At 42.7% G+C, this 18,706-nt stretch carries 18 protein-coding genes and 2 tRNA genes; 11 read left to right on the forward strand and 9 right to left on the reverse strand.

Annotated elements, in window-relative coordinates:
• Nucleotides 1-4: 4 nt before the first annotated feature.
• Nucleotides 5-580, reverse strand: a complete 576-nt coding sequence (locus AB4185_RS04120; protein WP_372134930.1) for a nucleoside triphosphate pyrophosphohydrolase family protein — start codon at nucleotides 578-580, stop codon at nucleotides 5-7.
• A gap of 213 nt (nucleotides 581-793) precedes the next feature.
• Here AB4185_RS04120 and AB4185_RS04125 point away from each other — a divergent pair, with 213 nt between their 5' ends.
• Nucleotides 794-1,864 carry a diguanylate cyclase domain-containing protein gene (locus AB4185_RS04125; protein WP_372074054.1) on the forward strand — a complete coding sequence of 357 codons (1,071 nt, stop codon included), beginning with the start codon at nucleotides 794-796 and terminating at the stop codon, nucleotides 1,862-1,864.
• A gap of 28 nt (nucleotides 1,865-1,892) precedes the next feature.
• Here AB4185_RS04125 and AB4185_RS04130 read toward each other — a convergent pair whose 3' ends face one another.
• Nucleotides 1,893-2,459 (reverse strand): DUF1415 domain-containing protein, encoded by a 567-nt coding sequence (locus tag AB4185_RS04130; protein ID WP_009846920.1) that lies wholly within the window; start codon nucleotides 2,457-2,459, stop codon nucleotides 1,893-1,895.
• Between the two features lie 85 nt (nucleotides 2,460-2,544).
• Complete coding sequence (locus AB4185_RS04135; protein WP_171733532.1) at nucleotides 2,545-3,744, reverse strand: MFS transporter; 1,200 nt, start codon at nucleotides 3,742-3,744, stop codon at nucleotides 2,545-2,547.
• A 110-nt stretch (nucleotides 3,745-3,854) separates the two neighbouring features.
• Between AB4185_RS04135 and AB4185_RS04140 the strand changes: the two genes are divergently transcribed.
• Nucleotides 3,855-4,727 carry a LysR family transcriptional regulator gene (locus AB4185_RS04140; RefSeq protein ID WP_017066171.1) on the forward strand — a complete coding sequence of 291 codons (873 nt, stop codon included), beginning with the start codon at nucleotides 3,855-3,857 and terminating at the stop codon, nucleotides 4,725-4,727.
• Nucleotides 4,728-4,816: 89 nt separating this feature from the next.
• On the opposite strand, the gene AB4185_RS04145 is transcribed toward AB4185_RS04140, so the two are convergent.
• A complete protein-coding gene (locus tag AB4185_RS04145; protein WP_016786183.1) occupies nucleotides 4,817-5,053 on the reverse strand; it encodes a glutaredoxin family protein in 237 nt (78 codons plus the stop codon).
• A gap of 137 nt (nucleotides 5,054-5,190) precedes the next feature.
• On the opposite strand from AB4185_RS04145, the gene AB4185_RS04150 reads away from it, so the two are divergent.
• Nucleotides 5,191-5,688: a YgjP-like metallopeptidase domain-containing protein gene (locus AB4185_RS04150; protein WP_004734935.1), complete on the forward strand. Its 498-nt coding sequence runs from the start codon at nucleotides 5,191-5,193 to the stop codon at nucleotides 5,686-5,688.
• Between the two features lie 4 nt (nucleotides 5,689-5,692).
• Nucleotides 5,693-7,015: a 23S rRNA (adenine(1618)-N(6))-methyltransferase RlmF gene (gene rlmF / locus AB4185_RS04155; protein ID WP_017066172.1), complete on the forward strand. Its 1,323-nt coding sequence runs from the start codon at nucleotides 5,693-5,695 to the stop codon at nucleotides 7,013-7,015.
• Between the two features lie 90 nt (nucleotides 7,016-7,105).
• Here rlmF and pilW read toward each other — a convergent pair whose 3' ends face one another.
• Both pilW and metA read right to left on the reverse strand, forming a co-directional pair.
• Nucleotides 7,106-7,873 (reverse strand): type IV pilus biogenesis/stability protein PilW, encoded by a 768-nt coding sequence (gene pilW / locus AB4185_RS04160; RefSeq protein ID WP_017065536.1) that lies wholly within the window; start codon nucleotides 7,871-7,873, stop codon nucleotides 7,106-7,108.
• A gap of 168 nt (nucleotides 7,874-8,041) precedes the next feature.
• On the reverse strand, nucleotides 8,042-8,983 hold the full coding sequence (gene metA, locus AB4185_RS04165) for a homoserine O-succinyltransferase (protein ID WP_017059174.1): 942 nt from the start codon (nucleotides 8,981-8,983) through the stop codon (nucleotides 8,042-8,044).
• A 275-nt stretch (nucleotides 8,984-9,258) separates the two neighbouring features.
• Here metA and AB4185_RS04170 point away from each other — a divergent pair, with 275 nt between their 5' ends.
• The gene (locus AB4185_RS04170; RefSeq protein ID WP_102333268.1) at nucleotides 9,259-9,627 is read left to right on the forward strand and encodes an ATP-binding protein; all 369 of its coding nucleotides are present in this window, start codon (nucleotides 9,259-9,261) and stop codon (nucleotides 9,625-9,627) included.
• Nucleotides 9,628-9,705: 78 nt separating this feature from the next.
• Nucleotides 9,706-10,128 carry a DUF3859 domain-containing protein gene (locus AB4185_RS04175; RefSeq protein ID WP_019824122.1) on the forward strand — a complete coding sequence of 141 codons (423 nt, stop codon included), beginning with the start codon at nucleotides 9,706-9,708 and terminating at the stop codon, nucleotides 10,126-10,128.
• A 108-nt stretch (nucleotides 10,129-10,236) separates the two neighbouring features.
• Here the strand turns inward: AB4185_RS04175 and AB4185_RS04180 are convergent, their stop codons facing one another.
• A complete protein-coding gene (locus tag AB4185_RS04180) occupies nucleotides 10,237-11,343 on the reverse strand; it encodes a M20/M25/M40 family metallo-hydrolase (RefSeq protein WP_017066442.1) in 1,107 nt (368 codons plus the stop codon).
• Nucleotides 11,344-11,604: 261 nt separating this feature from the next.
• On the opposite strand from AB4185_RS04180, the gene AB4185_RS04185 reads away from it, so the two are divergent.
• The gene (locus tag AB4185_RS04185) at nucleotides 11,605-13,569 is read left to right on the forward strand and encodes a diguanylate cyclase domain-containing protein (protein WP_372134933.1); all 1,965 of its coding nucleotides are present in this window, start codon (nucleotides 11,605-11,607) and stop codon (nucleotides 13,567-13,569) included.
• Between the two features lie 153 nt (nucleotides 13,570-13,722).
• On the opposite strand, the gene AB4185_RS04190 is transcribed toward AB4185_RS04185, so the two are convergent.
• Nucleotides 13,723-13,908, reverse strand: a complete 186-nt coding sequence (locus AB4185_RS04190) for a hypothetical protein (protein WP_017059179.1) — start codon at nucleotides 13,906-13,908, stop codon at nucleotides 13,723-13,725.
• Between the two features lie 273 nt (nucleotides 13,909-14,181).
• Here AB4185_RS04190 and AB4185_RS04195 point away from each other — a divergent pair, with 273 nt between their 5' ends.
• Complete coding sequence (locus tag AB4185_RS04195) at nucleotides 14,182-14,841, forward strand: DUF2726 domain-containing protein (protein ID WP_017065541.1); 660 nt, start codon at nucleotides 14,182-14,184, stop codon at nucleotides 14,839-14,841.
• Between the two features lie 127 nt (nucleotides 14,842-14,968).
• Here AB4185_RS04195 and AB4185_RS04200 read toward each other — a convergent pair whose 3' ends face one another.
• Nucleotides 14,969-15,982 (reverse strand): porin, encoded by a 1,014-nt coding sequence (locus AB4185_RS04200; protein WP_065584214.1) that lies wholly within the window; start codon nucleotides 15,980-15,982, stop codon nucleotides 14,969-14,971.
• A 758-nt stretch (nucleotides 15,983-16,740) separates the two neighbouring features.
• On the opposite strand from AB4185_RS04200, the gene AB4185_RS04205 reads away from it, so the two are divergent.
• The 3 genes from AB4185_RS04205 (at nucleotide 16,741) to AB4185_RS04215 (ending at nucleotide 18,392) form a co-directional block, all read left to right on the forward strand.
• Nucleotides 16,741-16,817 (forward strand) — tRNA-Val (locus AB4185_RS04205).
• Between the two features lie 70 nt (nucleotides 16,818-16,887).
• A tRNA-Val gene (locus AB4185_RS04210) sits at nucleotides 16,888-16,964 on the forward strand.
• Nucleotides 16,965-17,150: 186 nt separating this feature from the next.
• Nucleotides 17,151-18,392: an integrase domain-containing protein gene (locus AB4185_RS04215; RefSeq protein ID WP_372134935.1), complete on the forward strand. Its 1,242-nt coding sequence runs from the start codon at nucleotides 17,151-17,153 to the stop codon at nucleotides 18,390-18,392.
• Nucleotides 18,393-18,706 lie beyond the last annotated feature (314 nt).

Consider the following 18,706-nt stretch of genomic DNA (forward strand, 5'->3'; position numbering starts at 1 on the left):
CTACTTAAGCTGTAAGAGGCTCAAGGTTCGCAGGACGGTAGTGTACAGATTTTAGTACTTTACCTTGGCGAACTGTTTTACCTTCCGATACAAAATCTTCAGCGCATTTAGCAATGATGTATTCACCTTTTTGAACCGCCATTAGCTTAATGTTCTGCTCAGCATAGAATGCTTCTGTTTCTGCGTATTCTGTTTCATTACGGCATACTTTGCTCATGTTGCTTGAGTGTACTTCGTCCCAGCAAGGTAAGAAGTCAATTGAACGGTTTTTGGCAACGTTCAACAGTAAGTCGATTAAGTAGCTGATCGCTAGGTTGTCTTCTACTTTGGATTGGCCAAGGTGAACCAAACGTCCCATCAAAACATAAACGCTGTCTACAATAGCGTCCGCTTGTTCGATTTTAGAGTCAGCTTCTGCAAGTTCTGTTAGCTCTTCGACCGCTAGAGAGGTATGTAGCGTATCGCCTTTTTCGTCCATTGTTTCAGGAGCAGCAACCGGCAGATCAAAAGTACTGCGGAACTCTTCAATGTCGCGGTAAAGGTGATCGTAGATTTCTTGGTTTAGTTGAGAAAGGTTCATATTCCTATCCATTCTGTTTCGTTAATGGACCATTTTAACAAAGGTAGGAATGGGGTGCTAACGCAAAGTGGAAGAACGCGACTTTTATTCATTGGACCAATGAGGTATTTTGCATACAGACTAATTGATTATTATGTTTTTTTACACTTTACTCTTCTTAATATACGAAATATTAATGTTGTCATTAATGTCAGCAGTAGTGGAATCCCATTTATGAACCAAGCCAGTGAAAGCGAAATTGTTATACGCCGCTTGTATCAAATCACCAATGATTATCGAAAGGGCTTCGATATTCAGATCGCTCAGCTGCTTATTATGGGGCTTGAACGCTTCAACCTTGATATTGGTATCTTATCGAAAGTCGATGGCAATACTTATGTTGTTGAACATTGTGTTACGCCTGAAGGGGTAGAACTCAATAGCGGTGACACTTTTGATTATCGTTCAACCTATTGCGAAATTACCTGTAAATCGATTGGTCCTATCTGTATTGAGCATTGTGGCAAACACGATAAGTATGCGAAGCATCCTGCTTACCAGTCTTTTGGCTTGGAGTCTTATATTGGGGTTCCCATTTTCGTTAATGATGAGCTTTATGGCACCTTAAACTTTTCAAGCCCAGCACCCTATCATCGTGAGTTCAAAGAGTTCGATGTCGACGTGATGAGACTAATGGCATCATGGATCGAAGTGGAGCTGGTTAGAAGGCAGCAAGAACGAAAACTCAAAGAGTTGAATGAGAAATTGGAGTATCAAGCTCTGTATGATCCTCTGACACACTTGCCAAATAGACGTTGCTTGTTTAAAACGTTGAATGCGGAAGTCGAGCAGTTAAAAGGCTCTTTAGGAAAGGGAACCTTGGCGGTTGTCGACATCGACTTCTTTAAACAGGTTAACGACATTTACGGTCACCAAATGGGCGATGTTGTATTAAAGAAAGTGGCGAGCGTGCTGAGCAATAACACTCAAGAAGGTGAGTTTGTGGCGCGCTTTGGTGGCGAGGAGTTCATTCTTTGGTACCCAAATAAAACACCAAGTTGTGTTGAAGATAAGTTCATGACTCTTTTGCAAGAGATGAAGAAAATCACACTGGATAGAAAGCCTGTCACTATATCAATCGGTGCGTGTCATTTTGAGTTGAGTACAGGGGATACCAAAGGGGAAAGGATGTCGGCGTTAGATAAGCTCATCAAAGTTGCCGATGAATGCCTGTATATTGCGAAACAAAATGGACGAGATCAGTTCATTTCTCGTCCATATCATCAAGAACGCTCAGGAATATGAGCCATTTTGTTAGCGATTAACTGAACGATTAGCTGAACAGATAAGGGAACAGTTGACGACGTTCTTCCGGAGTTAAGGATTCAACTCTCGCGATGTTGGTATCAGGAATCGCTTCAGGGTTAGGGTAGTGCTTCAACACTTTTTCCATACTCGCTTCACGAATCAAATGGTAAACCGGGTACGGAGAACGGTTCGTTAGGTTTTCATCGTCTTCTGGATCCGCACCACCAAAACAATAGTCTGGGTGGAAGGTTGCTACTTGGTAAACGCCTTCCCAATCTTCTTGCTTGATCAACGCTTCAATCCAATCAATGAACATGTTGTAGTCGAAGAAATCTTGCAGCATGTTGGGTACAACCACCAAAGTCGTCTCCAACTCTGCGACAGGCGTGTTATCTAACTCTACGAAATGCGTCATGATGTCTTCCAATAACGCTTCTTCCGTATTCGCTTCACTCACAAAGATCTTAATCTGTTTATTACGTTGTGGCTTGGCTGCGAATGGACACAGGTTTAGGCCAATAACGACATCATCTAACCATTGTTTAACTTGGTCGTGGATGGTTTGAAGATCTGTGCTTTGAGTGTTCGACATAACAGGTTCCGAAATGAAATTTTGCGTAGGATATCAGAACGGACGTTAATCAAAAGCAATAATTGAGTTACAAACTCAGTCGTAGTTATGCTTGTGCGAGTTTGGAAGTCGATACTTGTAGCTGTTTCAACTGATAGACCCAAGCAAATATCGCGACATAGAAGATTGAACCACCTGCAATCACGCCATTCCAACCGAACAGTTGCCAGCAATATAAAAGCAAGAATCCACCTAAACTACCGCCAATATAATAGTGAACCAGATAGAGCGCGGTCGCTGTCGCCTTAGCGCTCGGTGCTTTTTGACTCACCCAAGAGTAGGCAAGAGTGTGGGCAAAGAACGCACCGCCACTAATCAATAACAAGCCAGCTAACATGAACGGGACTTTATCGACCGCAGAAACCAGCATTCCAATTAAGCTAATGCACACGCCCATCAAAATTCCGTTTAACGGATCAAAGCGAAGTGTCCATTTGTTTGATAGCTTAGAGCTGACCGTACCGGCCAAGTAACATAGGAATATCAGTGAAGCTAAACCAACGGGTACCGAGTGAGGTTCGGATACTAGCCTAAAGCCCATTACAGAGTACAGGTTAACAAACAGCGCGAAGTTAGCACCACCAATCAACATGGCAAGCCACAGTGTGCGGTTTCTTAAGTGCATTACAACGGAGCGGTTGTGATGAAAGAACAGCCCTTTTTGAGGTTTGAAGTTCTGTTGGTCAGGTAGGCGATAGGCAATAAAGAGTGCACCAAGCAATGAACCGACAACGAAAAACAGTACAGTTGCATGCCAATCGAAATAGTCTGTAATTAAGCCGCCTAATACACGTCCGAAGATTCCACCCAATGAGTTGGCCGCAATATAACCTCCAATCGCGACAGCAAAGGCTTTGGGTGTTAACTCCTCAACCATATAGGCAACCGCCACACCAGCAAACGCCGCCACAGCGATGCCCATAAATGCGCGGGCAATAACGAGTTGCAACAAGGTAGTCGTGAACACCATGCTTAACCCTATTAATGGGATAGCGAACAGACTGAACAGAATAATGGGTTTACGACCAAAGGTTTCAGAGGCAATTGCCCAAGGTACCAAGCTAATCGAAAGGCCGAGTGTTGTAGCAGCAAACAACCAGTTGATCTGAGTTTCAGATACTTGGAAGTGCTCCGCCATGTGCGGCAAGATAGGCTGAAAGAGGTAAAGGTTACAGAAAATGATAAATGAACCAATCGCCAATGATTGAGTGATACGTTTGTATTGAGGACTGCCTTTATCAAACATTTACGTTGTGCCTGCGCGAGTTAGTAAGCTATTTGTGAACAAGTTATCAGTACAGGTGTGATTAAAGAAATATATTAAAAATATTACCTCTATATATTAAATATATCGCCATGCTTGAATCAAAACCACTTCGACATTTTCTGGCTGTTGCTCAGTTTGGTAACTTCACCCAGGCGGCCAAAGCGCTGCATATCGCACAGCCTGCATTGAGTATCTCCATTAAAAAACTAGAACAGACACTAGAGTTGATTCTATTTCGTCGAGGCGATAAATCCGTCACTTTAACGGAGGAGGGCAAAGTACTGTTTGAGCATGCAAAGCGAATCGCCCAGCAGTTTGATGATGCTCAGCTCGCGATGAATGAACTAAAGGGGCTAGAAAAAGGCGAGGTTCGATTAGGCGCTCCAAGTATGATGGGCAGTTACTTTTTCCCCCAAGTAGTGATGGCATTTAAAAGCCAATACCCAAACCTAAAGTTGACCTTGATTGATGCTGGCACCGCATCGATTCGTGAAATGCTGTTAAACGGCGAACTCGATATTGGCGTAATTAATCATGAGAACGTTCCAGATGATTTGGAAACGGATCATCTGTTAAGTTCTGAGATGGTCGCCGTTGTCGGTAAGGAGCATCCGCTAGCACAACAGCCTTCGATGACCTTTGAAGAATTCTTTGCTCAAGAGCTGATCATGTTTAAATCGGGCTATTTCCACCGCGATTTTATTGATGCGACCTGTAAGAAGTACGATCTTGATATGACCATTGCGTTTGAAACCAACTTGCTCCCGATGATTCTTTCTATCGTTAAACAAGAGTTTGCGATCACCGCGCTGTTGAGCTTAGTGACGGAATATGAGAAAGACGTGATAGGCGTGCCATTTAAAGACCCTGTAAAACTGAATCTATCGTTGGCCTGGAGAAAGGAAGGGTATTTGTCGAAAGCTGACAGAACCTTTATTGATTTCGTTAAGCGGTATGTGTGATTTAGTAAGATTTAAATAAACAAAGCCCGAACATCCTAGATTGGATATTCGGGCTTTGTTGTATAGAAGTATGACTGGCTCAGAGCACGTTAGGTGTTCTTTGAGTTATACATCTTATCGAAGTTCTTCTGATTCCAGCCGACCATCACTTGATCGCCGATCTTAAGCACGGGGATAGAACGAGCACCCATCGCTTGTAATTCTTTACGACCACGCTGCATCTTTGCATTCGTCAGGCGGTAAACAATTTTCTTAGAGTCTAAATACCTTTGGGCATCTTTACAGTGCGGGCATTTGTCTGCGACGTACAATACAACACGTTTCATTTTTTCATTCTCTTGGTGAATCTCGCTAAAGTGTAACGAATCCTAGGTGATTAGAAAAGTGTGATCAGTTACACTATGCGGCTCAATTTTCAAGACCACAACGTATTGTCGTGGTGTAACTTGTACGGTCTTTCAGCATGCATCCTTCTTTACGCTATATTCAAGGCTATCCTAAGCACATTCTTGATCCTGTTACTCAACTTGTAGAGTCGGGTAAATTGGTGCCTTGGTTTGAAGCTCGCTACCCAAAGAATCATGAAATAAAAAGCGAGAAAGCCCTGTTTGACTATGCGATTGAGATAAAAAATCGCTACATGAAAAAAACACCACCGATCAGCAAAGTGATTTACGACGGCAAGATACACCTAATCAATAATGCGTTAGGTCTGCATTCTTACGTTGCTAAGAATCACGGTGGAAAGATCAAATCAAAGAATGAAATTCGTATCGCCAGTGTTTTTAAAAATGCACCAGAACCTTTGCTAAGAATGCTGGTGGTACACGAACTGGCGCATATCAAAGAGAAAGAGCACGACAAAGCCTTTTACCAACTATGCTGTCACATGGAACCGGAATATCATCAACTTGAGTTGGATGCCCGTTTATTCATGATGTATTTAGATTTAAAGAAGTAGCCCAATGAGCCAATCACAAAATAGAACGACGCTAAGCCTGTCGAAAAACAGCACTTCATCAGCAAAAACAAAAGACAACCAAGCTGATGTTAAGCCAAGTACAGCTAAGCCAAGCAGCGACAAGCGTATTTCTACAAAGAACACATCTGATAAAAGCCGCAAGAATAGTGCACCTAAAGGCGCGGGCAATAACAAAGCAAAGCGACCTTTTGCAAAAGATAGCAGAGGTAAACCGGGTGCCAATAAAGGATCATCGAATAAGGGTTCTTTCAATAAAACGGCTTTTAACAAGAACGCAGCTCAGAAAAGACGCTCGGCTGAAAAACCTCAAGGTGGATTACACCCAAGAAACCAGCACACTGGCCGCTATAACTTCGAGTTACTAGTTGCAGCCTTGCCTGAGCTAAAAGAGCATCTGATCAAGAATCCGGTTGGCGAAGACACCATTAATTTCTCTGATCCATTGGCTGTTAAGCTACTCAACAAAGCTTTGTTGGCGCATCACTATGGCGTTAAACATTGGGATATTCCTGCTGGTTACTTGTGCCCGCCAATTCCTGGTCGTGCAGACTACATTCACAGAGTGGCCGACATCCTTAATAGCGATGGCCAAGGTGAACCCTATAACCACGCGTCTGTGAAAGCATTAGATATTGGTGTCGGTGCAAACTGTATCTACCCAATCATTGGTGCGACAGAGTATAAGTGGCGTTGTACAGGGACAGATGTTGATTCAGTCTCCATCAAAACAGCGAACTTCATAGCGGAAAGCAACCCTAATCTAAAAGGTAAGATCCGCGCTCGCCTACAAGCTGACTCTGAATCTATCTTTAAGGGCGTGATTAAGGATAATGAACGTTACGATGTCACTATTTGTAATCCTCCATTCCACAGCTCTCTTGAAGAGGCTGAAAAGGGGTCACAACGTAAACTGGATAATCTAGCGGCGAACCGTGCTAAGAAAGCCGGTCAGTCATTCAAGCCTGAAACGAACAAGAAGCCAGTTAAGTTAGATAAATCAACTAAGCAAGCTAAACCAACCTTAAACTTTGGTGGTCAAAAAGCCGAGCTTTGGTGCCCAGGTGGTGAAGCCGCTTTCATTATGAAGATGGCAAGAGAGAGTCAACTTTTTGCTACTCAAGTTTTGTGGTTTACGACATTGATTTCTAAGAAAGATAACGTCGATATGGTTCGTTCAGAGCTTGGCAAGCTTAGAGCTAAACAAGTGAAAGTCGTCGAGATGTCACAAGGCCAGAAGGTAAGTCGCTTTATCGCATGGACCTTTATGGACGATGAGCAAAGACAAGAGTGGATCGCGCTAAAATAGCGGCTGCACTTAGTTAAGATATTAAGCTGAAATACGGACGGGCTTGTTGTTAACGCAACAAGCCCGTTTTTTTTGTGTTTTGCATATAACCTAAGCAGAAAGCAACTCATCTAACTTACTCTGATATTTCTGCTCTAGAGCTTTATTACCTGCTTTGTTTTCGAGATCGACCAAGATTTTAAGCGATGGAATTTGATAGCCATAACGCTGGTGGAATTTGAATAAACGGATTCGAGCGTCATTGTAATCGGCGTCACTCACTTCAATTTTTGATAACTGTAGTATCGATTTTACGCGGTTTGGATCGTGGTCAATCGCTCTGCTGAAGTAGTACTTCGCTTGGTCGGTATTGCCAGCCTTAAATGCGCAAAACGCGGCGTTTTCATAACTTGCAGACACCAAGTAGTAGTAGGGTTGGTCGATGGCGCGATTGAAGTAATTATCGGCTTGTTCGTATTCGCCCTGTTTACACAAGAAGGTACCGTAGTTGTTCAATACATTGCCATTTCTTGAATCAAGACTGAGTGCTTTGCGGTAAGTGCTTCTCGCTTCATCTACTTCACCCACTTGTTCGTAGTAATGCGCCATTGAAAGCCGAGCACGGTAGTAACTAGGTGCGTGTTTAATCGCGAGCTCAAGGTTTTCACGCGCTCTCACCATATTGCCTTGTCCCATATAGCCCAAACCTAATTCGATTCGAGATTCAGACATCGCGATAGGATCACTTTCAATCTTTGGCGGTCCTTCAGTGACAGAGACACAACCGGCCAAGGAAAGCGAGGCAAGTAGTACCACACTTGATAACGAAAGAGGGCGGGACAACGAAATCGGATTTGAGAATGACGGCTTGGCAGGCATGTGAAGCTCCTTATGAACACCAAGCCATCATATGAAATCAAACCCGTTGAAGTGGTAAATCTATTATGGAATGCGACCCACACACCATAAAAAAACCGCGTCCAATTCGTCGTTTTATCAACAACATACTGAACACGGTTTATGTGTTTGTGAATCGGAAGAAAGAACTTAATCGTCTTTGGTAAAGTTGTCTTCGCTGAAATGATCCAGATCGTAAGGCGTTTGTTGGTAAACGCAGTAGTTTAGCCAGTTTGAGAACAACAAGTGTCCGTGGCTGCGCCAGCTTGCAACCGGTTTGTTGTCTGGATTGTTATTCGGGTAGTAGTTGATTGGTATCACAGGCTCCATGCCTTCACCCAAATCACGAATGTACTCATTGTGAAGTGTGTGAGAGTCGTACTCAGGGTGACCCGTTACAAACACGTTTCGTTTATCTTTGGTCGCCGCTAGGTATACGCCCGCAACATCAGAAGTCGCAAGAACATCAAGGTCAGTATGTTCCGCTAAGTACTCTTGAGAGAAGTCCGCATAGCGAGAGTGCGGAGCCAAGAATGTATCGTCGAAGCCACGTAAAATAGGGTGGTATGGGTTATGTATCTCGTGGTTGTAAACACCAGACAGCTTCTCTTTTCGAGTGCGTTTTGGCAAATCATAGAGTAATTTCAAACCAGCCTGAGCTGCCCAACACACGTATAGAGTTGAAGTAACGTGCTTGTTTGCCCATTCCATGATGGTTTTCAGATGGTCCCAGTAGATCACATCTTCAAATTGAACCAAGCCAAGCGGCGCACCAGTGATGATCAATCCATCAAAGTTTCTGCCTTTGACCATTTCAAATTGGCGATAAAAGTTATCAAGGTGTTCAGTCGGTGTGTTTTTACTTGGTCGATCATCAATGCGCAGCAGCTCTACATCCACTTGCAATGGGCTGTTCGATAGTAGGCGTAAAAATTGAGTTTCAGTTTCAATCTTCTTCGGCATTAGGTTGAGGATCAAGACTCGAAGTGGACGAATTTCCTGTGTCGATGCTCTTGATAACGGCATAACGAAGATGTTTTCTTCACGAAGAACATCGGATGCTGGCAATTGGTCTGGAATGCGAATAGGCACAGCTTTCTCCCTAAGCTAGATATGTAGACGTCTATACATCTAAATCTATAGTAGTTTGATACGCTTGTCGATATGCAAAATGGATAGATGTAAATTATTTGTGTTTTCTATCAGAAGCAATCCACGCGCTTCGAGGGGAGTCTCATTGTATTCAGTGATTGTCTGAGTCGTGTGTAAGTACTTGGTTTTCGTATGCTGAGCAGAGGCAGTTATCAGAGCAACTCGTTACTATTTACGATAAACTCATGTTTTCAAATTAGCCTGTAAAGTGACAGATGAAGTTAATACTCATTCGAGGGTTGCCCGGTTCTGGCAAATCAACAAAAGCAAAAACCTACGATGCATTGCATGTCGAAGCCGATATGTATTATGTGAATGAGCAAGGTGAGTACCATTTTGATCCTAGGCAGCTGCGACAAGCTCATGAGTGGTGTCAAAACACAGCTGAAAACGGCTTAAAGCAAGGGTTTGATGTGGTTGTTTCAAATACCTTTATTAAGCATTGGGAAATGAAAGCCTACCGCCAACTTGCACTCAAATATAAAGCAGAATTAATTATCGAAGTGTGCCGAGAGCAATATGGCACTATTCACGACATTGAACCTTCAGTAATTAAGCGTATGGCGAAAGACTGGCAAGAATAGCCTCGTTCTTCTTCTGCTTGCGTGGCTGAATGGCAAATAGAATTAAATTAATAGAACAACTTCAAGGTAACGATTGAAATGGCAAAGCGCTCTGTTGTGGTCGACATGACTTCTTATGGTATCTATTCCACATGGGATTCAAAATCTAAAGATCTTCCAAAAATCCAAGAGTTCACCACCACCGTTGATGCTGAAATCGACGTAGAGTTTGGCTATATCCTGAATATCAAAAAAGCCAAAGGTGAGAAGATCCGTTACTGCATTTATCACCCAAACATCACCACAGACAAAGGTGAAGTGCTCGAACCGTTTGATGGTGAGGAGTATGTCGGTAACAATGACTGGGATTTCTACTTAGGTGACACTATCTGGGCTCCTGTCTCGAACAAGCTAGGAAAGTGGCGCATGACGGTTGAGCTAAAAGGCAACATCATCGCCGACAAGACATTCGACCTAGTAGCAAAAGACGAAGGCCAATTCTGGAAGCGTAGAGGGTTTTAGATTCGACCTTCTATGTTCACCTAAATAGCAAAAAGCCGAGCATCGTGTTGATGTCTCGGCTTTTTTCATTGTGCTAGATAGAAGTGACTACCCAACTAATGGATTCGATTATTGCGTTACGTAAGCCACAACAAACTCAGTGATTGCGACCATGTCTTTCACTGCAATGTACTCTTCAGTGGTGTGAACTTTCGCCATACCAGTAGAAAGGTTAACTGTTGTCAGGCCTTTTGCGTTGAAGTTGTTTGCATCGCTACCGCCGCCAGTGCGTTTAGTGTTCGCTGTGACGCCAAGCTTCTCAAACGCCGATTTGATAGAAAGAATGTGCGGATGATCGTCTGCAATAACGAATGCATCGTAAGCACGAGTTGATTCGATTTCTACTTCAGCGCCGAACTGCTTAGCACTTTCTTGGAATGTAGAGATCATGTGCTCAACTTGAGCCGTTAGCTTTTCGCCGTTTAGAGAACGTGCTTCAGCCACGATTTTAAGCTCTGGCATTACGATGTTAGTTGCTTGACCACCTTCAACAATACCAACGTTTGCTGTCGTTTCTTCATCGATACGAAGTAGGTTCATCTTAGTGATAGCGTCTGCAGCAACTTGAATTGCGCTGATGCCTTCTTCTGGTGCTAAACCAGCGTGAGCAGGGCGACCTTTGATTTTAGCAACAATCTTCTGCTGGCCAGGCGCTGCGTTTACGATAGTGCCAATTGGACCGCCTGTATCAAGTACGATTGCGTGCTCAGATTGAATGTAAGACATATCGAAGTTCAAAGAGCCGAACAGACCGCCTTCTTCGAATACAGTAAATGCAATCTCGATAGTTTTGTGCTCTTGTCCTTCAGCTTTAATGCAACGAACCGCTTCCATGATAGCTGCGATACCAGACTTGTCGTCACCACCTAGAATTGTGTTGCCTTTTGAACGGATGATACCGTCTTCGATGATTGGCTCAATGCCGATGCCTGGCGTTACTGTGTCCATGTGGCAGCTGAACACTGTGCTACCTGGAAGAGTGCCATCTAGACGAGCGTAGATGTTGAAACCATTAGACACTTCTTCAGGAACCGCCAGTTTGTGAACTTCAAAACCTAGTTCACCGAGTTGCTCAGCCAAAGCTTCAGCAATCGCTTTTTCGTTACGAGATTCACTATCAATTTTCACTAGATCGCAGAAATGTTCTACAAGACGTTGTTCATTAATTTGGGTCATTGTTAATTCTCATTATGCTTCCGCTTGTTCAAAAAGAAGCCGCGGAGGTAGGAACAGGAAAATCACTATAACGCCAATGAGGTAGATGATTGTCTGAGTTAAATCAAGAAAGTTGCCTGATTATTCTAATTAATGAGAAAAACCCAATTCAGATCCACCAGTGCGCAGGATTTTAATCTGTATATCTGTCGGGTATAATGTTTGACCGCTCTTAAAAAAACGTCAATAAAATTGGAATTCAATCAATAATGGCCCTGATAAATGAATAGAAACAATGTGTTAGGTTCATTCCTTTTCGTGGTGCTGATGAGTATTGTGCTGGGGCTGTATTTGCTCTATCCAACTTATGATGACGATTTAAAGCATATTCGCCCTGAAAACCCGAGTGTTTATAGTCCAGAGAAAGAGTTATCACTCTCTCAATATGGATCTGCGTTGATCGATATTCTCGATGTATCTCGCGGTGACCCTAATTTAGCTTCCCAACAACTTGAGGCTCTCCAAGCCAAGTTCCCAGACCAAGATAAAGCCATCTATCGTGCTTACGAATTGATGATTTTGTCCAACCTCGCGCAACATAAGTTGGATACCGAAGCGGTTTCCGAATACGTCAGGCAGATTAAAGCACTCGCACAACACGAACATATGGGTTGGCTAAAGGCCCAATCTCTCGTTGAATTGGCGATTGAATACATCAGTAAGGGTGAGCTAGCGGAATCTGAAATCCAAATCAGAGCAGCGATAGATATCGCAGAATCGCTTCACTATGAAGAGTTGTTGATTAAGGCCTATAACACGGCTGGTGTCATCAATAACATCCGCAATGACTTTCCTGAAGCTCAATACTTTTTCCATAAAGGTTTAGACCTTGGTAAGAAGTACCCTCATCACATCTACAACAGCAAGTTAGTGTCAAATATGGCACTGCTTTATATCTATTTGGAAGACTGGCCTAAAGCGCTCAAGCTGATTAAAAGAGCCAAAAAGCTCTATTACAAGAGTGGACTACTCGAAGCGTCTACCATCGGCGTGCTGCATGTGAATGAGTCTTTTGCTTATCTGCGCAGTGGTGATTTAGTCAAAGGCCGAGAAGCATATCAAAGTGCGGCTAAGCTAAATGGCGATAACGTGAGTGAACGATACAAAATCATCCTATTAAAAGCAGAGAGTGATGTGTTGTTGGCGGAAAAGAACTTTGAGTCAGCACGACAAGTCGCAAACTTGTGTCTTAGATACCCAGGCGTGGACAAATACACACTTCAATTGGGGCAGTGTTACCTAAATAGAGCCTTAGCGAACATTGGTTTGAACCGAGATAATTTTGTTTTTGCTGATCTAAAGCGATCGTCTGCAATGTTCGATGTTGTGCGGACTCGCAGCTGGAAGGTCCTCGGCTTAAGAACACTTGCTGAATACTATGATTCAAGAGGCGACAGCGAGAACGCACTTCGCTACTTCAAGCTCTATTACAAGGGTAATAAAGCGCTGCTATTTGATAAGCGCCAGAGTGATATCTTTTTACTCGAGCAAGATTTCGCTACGGCATCATTAGCTCAAGAAAACGAACTGCTTAACGCAGAAAAAGAGTTGGGTGAGCTGACATTAGATAAGCAGCAATTACGGAATCGAATCGTCGTCGCTTTGGGTATCATGGTGATGATAAGCGCCACGTTACTATTGATAAGGTTACGCTCGATCCAGAAGACCAACAAAGAACTACTTAAGCAATCAACAAGATGCGAACTGACAGGCTTATACAATAGGCGTTACTTAGAGCAACGGTTAACTCAGCCGATGCCACATCATTTGTCGTCGTTTGGGTATACGCTCGCTATTCTAGATTTAGACCGCTTCAAACAAGTTAATGACACTTATGGCCATGATATTGGTGACCAAGTGCTGGTGGAAGTCGCTAAGCGTTTAGAGAAAATCTTATCAACAAACGATGTAGTGGCAAGATGGGGTGGGGAAGAGTTTGTTTTGTTGCTGTCTGGTTCCATTGATCCTGAGCAACAGTTGAACGTTATCCGTTTAGCTATTTCTGAAACACCCATTGATACGCACTCCGGCTCTTTAGACCTCACCACATCGATAGGAGCGTCGATTGGTATTGTTCATGAGCAACTCAATCAAGATACTTACAAGAAGTACCTCAAAGCCGCGGATGATGCACTATATCAAGCGAAAGAGTCGGGTAGGAATCAAGTCATCATTGCTGAAAGTTAATCGCTAACCTGGAAACAAAAAGCCATTCTGATCTTCGTGAGATAAGAATGGCTTCTGGAACACTCTGAGATCGCTAATATCAAAATTTGAGTGAGAAGTGGGGTTTACTTAGCGATATGTCGAGTTTATCTATATCAACATTTTCTAAATGAGTTACTTAGCGACACCTTGAAGCATTTCAACCAATTCGCCTTCTGTCGCTGGTTCGCTAGCGAGTTCAATCACAGCCGAAGCTCCTCCCTTTAACATGTAGGCTTGGGTTCCACAGTGGTCATAGTGGAACCATTTACCATCTACACATACGTCGGTATAACATCTTGGGTCTTGTTTAAGTTCCATATCAATTTCCTTATTAACATTTGCCTAACGTTTTTCAGACTAGTTGATCACAAATCTAGGTAAATTGATCTAAATCAATCTAGAGTGTAATTGATGATTTCATTATCAAAATAAGAGAGGTGTGTCTAGCGAAGGAGCGACCTCTCGTTGGGCACTGCGCTCAAAGGTCGTGATTCTGGTTGGCAACTCTCGCTCTTTTGCTTGCCAGGTGATGCTTTTCTACATACGCTAGCTACTCTCTTAATCCCTATACAGACTTGATTGTGTTGGAAAATGACTAATATCTTTATCGTTGTAATTGTTCTGGTTGTGTTCTTTTACTTTATTCAAAAGTATGTGGTGAAACACGATGACACCAAAGACCACGCTTATCAGAAGAAAGGCGCGTTGATGTCGGCGCAACAGGCGACATTCTATAATGCGCTAAAATCAGCTGTGGGCAACCATGGGGAAGTGTTTGCTAAAGTCAGCATGTCGAACGTACTTGTTCCTGCTAAGACGAACAATAAGAAGAATTGGTTTATCGCCAACAACAAGATCTCACGTAGTTACTTCGACTTTGTTGTTTGCGACCCGCGAACGCTAGAGCCCCGCGTTATTATCGAACTTGATAACGGCAAAGAGCTCAATAAAGGGAAAGTCGATCGCGAAAAGCTACTAATTCACGTGTGTAAATCGGCAGGTTTACCTCTGATTGGTGCATCTATTAAACACAGCTACCAAGTGAGCCGTTTGAAGAGGTTACTGGCAGCACACATCGATTTAATCGAGCCATCAAAAGAAGTGCGATTTTGTAAGAAGTGTGGTAGCCCAATGATCATCAAACTGGCAAGCCAAGGCGATTACAAAGGCCGACGCTTCTTCACTTGTAGCCGCCAGCCAAACTGCACCTATACCGAAAACTACAACGTTGTATTCGATGTTGAAGAATAGTTGGTATCGATAGTAATGCATCCGGTTGGACTCCATTCAATCGCTTAGATACGAATAAGTTATACAAACTAAAAAGCCGAGCATTGATTATGCTCGGCTTTACTAATATTAAGTGGATTGGTTTAGACTAAAACGCGTAACGCATACCGAGCTGTAGCTCATCTTCGTCGTTATCGCCTTGCCCACCTTCGCCCTCGTCTAACATGTTAAACTTATAACTACCAAAGAAGGCCACATCGCCAATATAACGTGCGTATTCTAGACCGATAAAGTTAATGTCGTAATCTGCAATATCGTCAGCTTCAAAGTAGCTGTAGGTCAGGTTGACGGTGTTGACACCAAACGAGTATCCCAAGTAAGCATCGGCAGAATCGTAGTCTGAATCTTTTACGCCTAGACCTGAAATACTACCAAATTGATAGAGTGCGGCGAACCAAACCCCCTGATCGTTGGTGTACTTAACCGCACCAATATAGGCATCAGAAGTTTCTGTATCTGTCCCAACGCCATAGGTTTCATCACTTGACGCATAACCGACGCCAATATCTAACCCAATCGAAGTGCTGCCGGCGACAACTGCACCGAAGCCGTCACTTTGTGCTGATTCACTATCTGAATTGAAATTGCCATCAATTTGAAAGGTGATGTTGTCGCTTGTCAGTTCATAACGTAAAACATTTTTTGCTCGATCAGCAGTCGACACCGTGTATTCGTTGATATAGCCGCTGAAGGTTTCAGCCATATCCGTCCAATCGGTTAAGTAGGTAACGGCATTATTTTGGTGGCCATAATAGACGTTACCGTGATTGGTTTGAACACCCGTATATAAGAATCGAGTGTTAATGCCGATATCATCTGATGCGCCATCTTCAGACTCTGTTAGTTCGAATTCATATTTCCCAAAAAAGGAAATATCGTCCGACGCTTTTTGTGTGCCATCGACACTTAAGCGGACACGTGATCTATCACTATAGGTGCTACTATTACCAGCACTTTTATTCGCATCAGAGAAATTCCCTCGAACTTCTGCGCGGCCGCCGATATTGAATACTGTTTCATCTGTCTCATAAATGGTCGCCGCCGATACGGCAGATGTCGATAGTATGCTCACCACTGCAATGGCGATATGTGATTTTTTCATAATTTATTCCCTATTTTTCACACTTGTATTTATCGCAAACCATAGATTCACGTATAGCATTGAATTTAGATTATTGATTCCTACAGGTTATGAATATAGGCGCGCTTTACCATTATGCAAATTTCATTATGTATTACTGTGCTGTATGTATTCAAAATAGCTATGATGTGTGGGGTTGGGTTTTGAATTGCTTATAGATTGTTGCTCTTGAGGGAGATTAATTGTAGCTGATGTTTTTCGACTATAGAGTGCTATCGTATTTATGTATGTTGGTAATAACCCGGCCACTTTATATGAAAAATCCGAATTTAGTCATTGCGGCCTAGTAATTCGATGACGACGATTACAAAATCATGGTGATTTTTATGAATGATGTATTTCAGTGAGTTACAAAGCCTCTGCGTGCCTTTCACTTATAATGATCAAAATACTACGGTAACCCAGTGGGCAAGCAAAATTTTTGACACTAAATATAGGCATTGATCTATACCTGTATGGTTACTGTAAAGGCCAAGAAAAACGGTATAGATAACAAAAATCCCAAATTGAACACATTAGGTTAGTTAATTGGTTGTCATCAAGGATTAGAATTTTTTCTAACTAAACTTTGTTTTTCAGCGGTTTGACGATAATCTGGGTGTAAAATCGACATGTTGTTATGTCTTTGATTGCAAAGTGAGCAAACGAATCGCAAGATGCCAGTTAATACTTGCACCATCTGTTTATCATAGATATCATCGTTGGCGTTCTAAGGGAATGCGTCCGTAGCTCAGTTGGTTAGAGTACCGCCTTGACATGGCGGGGGTCGGTGATTCGAGTTCACTCGGACGCACCATTCCTTCTTTAGTTTTTATTGCATAACTATTGAGTTTGTCACAATGGTAGTAATAAGAAATTAGAACATCGCCCGCTTAGCTCAGTTGGTTAGAGTACTTGCATGACATGCAAGGTGTCACTGGTTCGAGTCCAGTAGCGGGCACCACATTTTACGAAAGAGCCCACCTAATGTGGGCTTTTTTGTGCCTGTAATTCCTTGCATTATCAGGCTCTTAACCATTTCTTGGTCCCAAGAGATTCCATGATGTGTTGTAAAATCCACCGTTTAAAGTAATCTCTGAAGTAGTCTTTTAAGATCTAAGCAATTTCGAGGTTACTTCAGGGGGTTACGATGGCGAAAAAAGTACAGCCTTTAACGGCAACTCAAATCAAACAAGCAAAGCCTAAAGAGAAAGAATATAATTTAGGTGACGGTGATGGATTATCATTGAAGATTAAGCCTATAGGAACAAAACTATGGCGTTTCTCTTACTATCATCCCATTTCACGAAAGCGCTTGAACCTAGCCTTAGGTAAGTACCCTGACGTCTCACTAGCCAAAGCAAGAACCAAAGCGATTGAAGCGAGAGAGCTACTCGCTGATGGTATTGACCCTAAAGAGCACCGTGACACTACTCTTAGAGAAAAACAGTTAGAATTGTCGAATACGTTACAGTCGGTATTTGATGATTGGATTGAAGTGAAGAGAACAAGCGTCAAAGAGCAAACGGCTAAAAAGTTAAAACAACGAATAGAAAAGTACCTCTTGCCGGATCTAGGTAAGTGTCCACTTAGCGATATTACAGCCCCTCAAGCGATCAAAACAATTAAACCTATTGCGAACCAAGGTAAATTAGAAACAGTAGGGCGCTTGTGTCGCAATCTCAATGAGATAATGACCTTTGCAGTAAACACAGGTGTTATTGAGCACAACAAGCTCGCAGGTATTGGTAAAGCCTTTGAAACAGCTAAGGTGACCAATCAAGCTTCGTTAACTCCTGATGAACTTCCTGAACTCCTCAAAACAATCAACTACGCGTCAATTAAACCTATCACTCGCTGCTTGCTAGAATGGCAACTTCACACCATGACAAGACCTGCTGAAACGGCCGGGGCACGTTGGGATGAAATTGATAAAGAAAAGATGCTTTGGATCATTCCTGCTGAACGAATGAAAAAAGGAAGAGTACACACTGTTCCTTTAACAAAACAAACTTTAGACCTATTAGAAACAATTGATTTCATCACGGGTGAAAGTGAATACCTTTTCCCTGCTGACAAAAGTAACAAAAATCACATCAATAAAGAGACAGCAAATAAGGCATTAGTAAGAATGGGCATGAAGGGCAGGCAAACGTCTCATGGCTTACGCGCATTAGCTAGTACCACTCTAAATGAACAGAACTTTGATCCAGACATTATTGAAGCTGCACTTTCTCATGTCGATAGAGATAAGGTAAGAAGCGCATACAACCGTACTGATTACCTTGAACGTCGTAAAGTTCTCATGGCGTGGTGGAGTGATCATATTGAAGAGGCTGCAACGGGAAGCTTGTCGATGAGTGGTAAAAAGAGCCTTAAGGTTGTGGGTTAGTTGCATGGGAGTGAAAAAGCAACGTATAGCTCACACATTTTAAGCGCACTAGCTCATACTTGTTCTGACAACTTTGCTGATAAGTCACGATGAAATCGTACACAAATTCCGTTGGCATCGTGACTCAAAACTGGACAAAATATTCTTACATTAATCACTTAAACTAGAAAAATTCGAATGACTTTTGGTATCGGAAAATTGCTTAGTGAAGTGTCCAGTTCTACTGGAGGGAGCAGAGCACCTTAACGCCGTTTCTCTTTCGTAAGACTGCGTTAAATCAATCTATCAGCAACTCAATATGCAATTTTGTCACT

The sequence above is a fragment of the Vibrio sp. 10N.286.48.F5 genome, from assembly GCF_041469785.1.
In the GTDB taxonomy this organism is placed as follows: domain Bacteria; phylum Pseudomonadota; class Gammaproteobacteria; order Enterobacterales; family Vibrionaceae; genus Vibrio; species Vibrio crassostreae_C.

What these genes read in the sequence shown, in the direction of transcription:
- AB4185_RS04180 (WP_017066442.1), bottom strand. Translation starts at nt 11,343, where the DNA reads ATGACCCAAATTAATGAACAACGTCTTGTAGAACATTTCTGCGATCTA.
- AB4185_RS04175 (WP_019824122.1), top strand. Translation starts at nt 9,706, where the DNA reads ATGGCAAAGCGCTCTGTTGTGGTCGACATGACTTCTTATGGTATCTAT.
- AB4185_RS04145 (WP_016786183.1), bottom strand. Translation starts at nt 5,053, where the DNA reads ATGAAACGTGTTGTATTGTACGTCGCAGACAAATGCCCGCACTGTAAA.
- AB4185_RS04170 (WP_102333268.1), top strand. Translation starts at nt 9,259, where the DNA reads ATGAAGTTAATACTCATTCGAGGGTTGCCCGGTTCTGGCAAATCAACA.
- rlmF (WP_017066172.1), top strand. Translation starts at nt 5,693, where the DNA reads ATGAGCCAATCACAAAATAGAACGACGCTAAGCCTGTCGAAAAACAGC.
- AB4185_RS04140 (WP_017066171.1), top strand. Translation starts at nt 3,855, where the DNA reads ATGCTTGAATCAAAACCACTTCGACATTTTCTGGCTGTTGCTCAGTTT.
- pilW (WP_017065536.1), bottom strand. Translation starts at nt 7,873, where the DNA reads ATGCCTGCCAAGCCGTCATTCTCAAATCCGATTTCGTTGTCCCGCCCT.
- AB4185_RS04130 (WP_009846920.1), bottom strand. Translation starts at nt 2,459, where the DNA reads ATGTCGAACACTCAAAGCACAGATCTTCAAACCATCCACGACCAAGTT.
- AB4185_RS04150 (WP_004734935.1), top strand. Translation starts at nt 5,191, where the DNA reads ATGCATCCTTCTTTACGCTATATTCAAGGCTATCCTAAGCACATTCTT.
- AB4185_RS04120 (WP_372134930.1), bottom strand. Translation starts at nt 580, where the DNA reads ATGAACCTTTCTCAACTAAACCAAGAAATCTACGATCACCTTTACCGC.
- AB4185_RS04135 (WP_171733532.1), bottom strand. Translation starts at nt 3,744, where the DNA reads ATGTTTGATAAAGGCAGTCCTCAATACAAACGTATCACTCAATCATTG.
- AB4185_RS04215 (WP_372134935.1), top strand. Translation starts at nt 17,151, where the DNA reads ATGGCGAAAAAAGTACAGCCTTTAACGGCAACTCAAATCAAACAAGCA.
- AB4185_RS04200 (WP_065584214.1), bottom strand. Translation starts at nt 15,982, where the DNA reads ATGAAAAAATCACATATCGCCATTGCAGTGGTGAGCATACTATCGACA.
- AB4185_RS04195 (WP_017065541.1), top strand. Translation starts at nt 14,182, where the DNA reads ATGACTAATATCTTTATCGTTGTAATTGTTCTGGTTGTGTTCTTTTAC.
- AB4185_RS04190 (WP_017059179.1), bottom strand. Translation starts at nt 13,908, where the DNA reads ATGGAACTTAAACAAGACCCAAGATGTTATACCGACGTATGTGTAGAT.
- AB4185_RS04185 (WP_372134933.1), top strand. Translation starts at nt 11,605, where the DNA reads ATGAATAGAAACAATGTGTTAGGTTCATTCCTTTTCGTGGTGCTGATG.
- AB4185_RS04125 (WP_372074054.1), top strand. Translation starts at nt 794, where the DNA reads ATGAACCAAGCCAGTGAAAGCGAAATTGTTATACGCCGCTTGTATCAA.